The organism is Phenylobacterium sp. (genome assembly GCF_036263695.1).
In the GTDB taxonomy this organism is placed as follows: domain Bacteria; phylum Pseudomonadota; class Alphaproteobacteria; order Caulobacterales; family Caulobacteraceae; genus Phenylobacterium.
The window spans coordinates 1-4,041 of record NZ_DATAGM010000282.1; the positions used below are offsets into that span (position 1 = coordinate 1).

Sequence of the window (4,041 nt, forward strand, 5' to 3'; positions counted from 1 at the left end):
CCTCGGAATCGCCGTAGCCGGGGACCAGCGGGGCGAACACCTGATGGCGCTCGGCCAGCGCATTGAGCAGCGGGTCCTGCGGCGTGACCCCGCCGGCGCCATGCAAGTAGACGAGGGGCGGGCCGGAGCCGCCGGTGATCACGCGGACCGGGACATGGCGGGTCTGGACGGTCGTAAGCTCCATCTTGCCCTCCTATTCCGCGGCCGGCACGAGCGGCGCCTTGGTGGGCGCGGGCGGCAGCGAGCCGGGGGTGACGCGTGAGCCCAGCGGCTTGCACCAGAACCGGTCGTCGTCGGCGTATTCGGGGAAGATGCCCCGCAGCTTGGGCATCACCTTCTCGGCGAACAGCTTCGTCGAATACATGCACTTGTCGGCCGGCATGTTCCCCACGTGCATCAGGCAGAAGATGTTGCCCACGTGCAGGCCCTTGATCAGCTCCTCCATCCGCTGGCGGACGGTTTCCGGGCTGCCGGCGATCACGTGGCCGCCTTCGGTCAGGTCTTTCCAGGTCAGGTTGGCGTAGCCGCCGCGCTGGGGCGCGTATTGCGACAGCGCCCCGGACTGGATGGTCTTGATGGTCCGGTAGCCCGGCGCGTCGGCGAAGCCGGGATAAACGTGCAGGCAGCGGTTGTAGAAATAGCTGACGTGCTCGGAAAAGAGCCGCTCGGCCTCCTCGTCGGTTTCCGCCACGCAGATCGTCTGGGCGAAGCCGGCCCGGTAGGGGCTCTTGTCGGGCGCGCCGCGCTCCTCCACCCGCTTCCAGTAGCCGTTCATCAGCGCCTGGGCGCGCAGGTAGCCCGAGAAGCTCAGGTATGAGTACGAGTAGGTGTTGTCGATGCAGAAGTCGTAGGTCTCCACCGAGCCGCCGCCGGGGATGTGCACGGGCGGGTGCGGCTGCTGGATGGGCCTCGGCCAGATGTTGACGTAGCGCAGCTTGTTGTACCGGCCGTTGAAGGCGAACGGCTCGCGGGTGGTCCAGGCCTTGATGATCAGGTCGTGGGCCTCGGCGTACTTCTCCCGGGTCAGCGACGGGATCTGGCCGTAGCAGTAGTTGGTGTCCATCGAGGTCCCGACCGGGAAGCCGGCCACCAGCCGCCCGCCGCTGATGCAGTCCAGCATCGCGAACTCCTCGGCCACCCGGACCGGCGGGTTGTAGAGGGCGATGGAGTTGCCCAGCACCACGATGGCCGCGTCGCTCGTGCGACGCGCGAGGCCCGCGGCGATGATGTTCGGGCTCGGCATAATGCCGTAGCCATTCTGGTGGTGCTCGTTCACCCCGATGCCGTCGAAGCCGAGGTCGGCGGCGTATTCGAGGAGGTCCATGTAGGTGTTGTACACCTCGTGGCTCTTGGCCGGATCGAACAGCCGCTGGTCGATGTTGACCCAGACGCTGCGGTTCTTTTCCCGGAAGTCGTCCGGCAGGTAGGGCCACGGCATCAGGTTGAACCAGGTGAACTTCATGGGCGCCTCCTCGCGGCCCGCCTCTGACGGGCGGCCTTCAGTGAACGACGATAACCCAATGCCGACCCGCGCCAAGCCTCGATGGGCGCCGCGAAGCTGCGCCACCGCGCCTGTTCTTGCTTCCGGCGCGGCGGATGCGATCCCCAAAGTTCGAAAAGCCTTCCCCAGCCGAGGCCTCTCATGGCATTCGGGTTTCTAAAGGCGACCAAGAGGACCTATGGCCGAACGCAGCCTCGCGCGCTCCACACCCCGCTATGAGAAGAAGCGTGAGGCCATCCTCGACGCAGCCACGCAGATCCTGAACCGCGCCGGCGTGCGCGGGCTGACGCTCGGCGACGCCGCGGCGGCGGTCGGGCTCTCCACCACCAGCGTCACCTACTACTTCAAGCGCAAGGAAGACCTCGCGGCCGCCTGCCTGATGCGCGGCATCGAAACCCTCTACGCCATCGCCGAGGCGGCCTGCGCCGAGGCGACGCCCGAGGCGCGGCTGCGCAAGCTGCTGGCGCTGCACTTCGAGCGGCTGCGGCAGGGCGTGGCGGGTGAAGCCCCGCCGCTGCCGGTGCTGAACGACCTGCGCGCCCTGAACCCGCCCCGCAAGGCGCAGGTCTTCGAGGCCTTCATGCGGGTGTTCCGCAAGGTGCGGCAAGTGTTCGACGGCCCCGAGCTCGCCGCGTTGAGCCGCGGCCGCAAGACGGCGCGCACCCACATGCTGCTCGAGCAGCTGTTCTGGGCCGAGGCCTGGCTGCGCCGGTACGATCCGGAGGATTACGCCCGGCTCGCCGAGCGGGTGTCCGGAATCCTCTCAGGCGGGCTGGCCCAGCCGCAGGCTCGCTGGGCGCCGGAGGCCATGGACCTGGAGGAGATCGCCGGCGCCGATCCCCAGGAGATCTCCCGTGAGACCTTCCTGTTGGCCGCCACCCGGCTGATCAACAGCCGCGGCTACCGAGGCGCGTCGGTGGAGCTGATCTCGGCCGAGCTGAACGTCACGAAGGGCTCGTTCTACCACCACATCGACGCCAAGGACGACCTGGTGGTGGCCTGTTTCGAGCGCACCTTTGAGGTGATGCGGCGGGTGCAGCGCAAGGCCATGGCCGGCTCCGGCGACCAGTGGAGCAAGCTGGTGGACGCGGCCGCAACGCTGGCGGAATACCAGCTCTCCGACTACGGGCCGCTGCTGCGGACCTCGGCGCTCAGCGCGGTGCCCGAGCACATCCGCGGCAAGATGGTGGAGCAGTCCAACCGGGTCTCCGACCGCTTCGCGGGCATGATCTCCGATGGGATCGCGGAGGGTTCGATCCGGCCGGTGGACCCGTTCATCGCCGCCCAGATGCTGAACGCCACCCTGAACGCCGGCGCCGAGCTCAGCTTCTGGGTGCCGGGCGTCAAGCAGAAGGCCGCGCCCGCGGTTTTCGTGCGTCCCTTGCTGATGGGCATCTTCGAACTGCCGGCCCCGCGCGGCGGCTGAGGCCTAGATCGGCCGGCTCTGCACGCCGACAGGGCCAAGGTGCGCGGGCAGGGGATCGGCCTCGGCGATGGCTTCGGTGAGCGCCGCCGCCTCGCGGATCGTCGCCAGGTTCCTCTCGTGGCCGGCCTTGTCGAGCCGGTAGAGGAACAGCACTCCCGCCGCGATCAGGATCGCGATGTAGACCGTGGGGACGTAGGCCAGCGCCAGGTTGTCGAGGATCTGCGGGTCCACCTGCCCGGGCTTGGCGCCCTCCGGGAAGCCGACAACGGTCAGCAGCACGCCGGGGATGATCACCGACAGCCCCTGGGCCAGCCGCTGCAGCGTGCTGTCCGCCGACAGCAGCAGGGCCTCGGCCCGGCGGCCGGTCTTCACCTGGGTCTCCTCGACCGTGTCAGCCAGCATTGAGGTCAGCATGATGGCCGCACCGGCGATGCCGGCCGTCGCCAGGAACTGCGCCAGCGCCAGGATCCACAGCAGGGCGTCCGAGCCGTTCGGCGGCATCACCCCGAAGAGCCGCGCCACGATCGGCGAGAGGCTGACGGTGATCCCGCCGAGGCCGAGCAGCATGGCGGTGCTCCGCTTGCCCACCTTCTGCGAGACCAGCCGCGCCAGCAACGCCCCGACCGGCGTGGCGAACAGCGGCGCCAGCATCAGGATCAGCAGCTTGGAGGAGGGCAGCTCCCAGAAGTAGGTGCTGAAATAGAGGGTGAGGCCGCCGACCATCCCCAGCATCACGCCGATGAAGGCGCCGGCGCACAGCAGGACCAGGAAGTTGCGGTTCGACAGGGTGGCGGTCAACTCGCGCACGATCGCGCGGGGCTCGGTCCGGCGCTTCGGCGGAATGTGCAGGCGCGGGATGGTGTGGTGGGTCCCGGCGGTGGAGGCCAGGATCACCACGACGGTGATCGCCGCCACGGTGATCGCATAGGGGCTGTAGCCGGCCGCGTTCAGCTGGCCCATCGGCTGATCGGGCGTGGAGCGCAGGAACCAGCCGTAGGCGAGGACGGCGGCGGTCGCCGCGCCGATGGCGTTGAACACCAGCCGGTAGCCGAGCAGGCCGGTGCGCTCGTGGTAGTCGGGCGCCAGCTCCGGCGCGAGCGCCGAGCTCGGCACC

General features: G+C 69.0%; 4 protein-coding genes. 1 reads left to right on the forward strand and 3 read right to left on the reverse strand.

Annotation, left to right across the window (positions count from 1 at the left end):
• On the reverse strand, positions 1-184 hold a 184-nt coding region (locus tag VHK87_RS11375; protein WP_329635011.1), incomplete at its 3' end, for an alpha/beta hydrolase.
• Positions 185-193: 9 nt separating this feature from the next.
• Complete coding sequence (locus VHK87_RS11380; RefSeq protein WP_329635012.1) at positions 194-1,462, reverse strand: LLM class flavin-dependent oxidoreductase; 1,269 nt, start codon at positions 1,460-1,462, stop codon at positions 194-196.
• 217 nt (positions 1,463-1,679) lie between these two features.
• Between VHK87_RS11380 and VHK87_RS11385 the strand changes: the two genes are divergently transcribed.
• A complete protein-coding gene (locus VHK87_RS11385) occupies positions 1,680-2,927 on the forward strand; it encodes a TetR/AcrR family transcriptional regulator (protein ID WP_329635013.1) in 1,248 nt (415 codons plus the stop codon).
• Positions 2,928-2,930: 3 nt separating this feature from the next.
• Here VHK87_RS11385 and VHK87_RS11390 read toward each other — a convergent pair.
• On the reverse strand, positions 2,931-4,041 hold a 1,111-nt coding region (locus VHK87_RS11390), incomplete at its 5' end, for an MFS transporter (RefSeq protein ID WP_329635014.1).

Bases quoted from the DNA above. Each gene is read 5' to 3' on its own strand.
- VHK87_RS11380 (WP_329635012.1), bottom strand. From the start codon at position 1,462: ATGAAGTTCACCTGGTTCAACCTGATGCCGTGGCCCTACCTGCCGGAC.
- VHK87_RS11385 (WP_329635013.1), top strand. From the start codon at position 1,680: ATGGCCGAACGCAGCCTCGCGCGCTCCACACCCCGCTATGAGAAGAAG.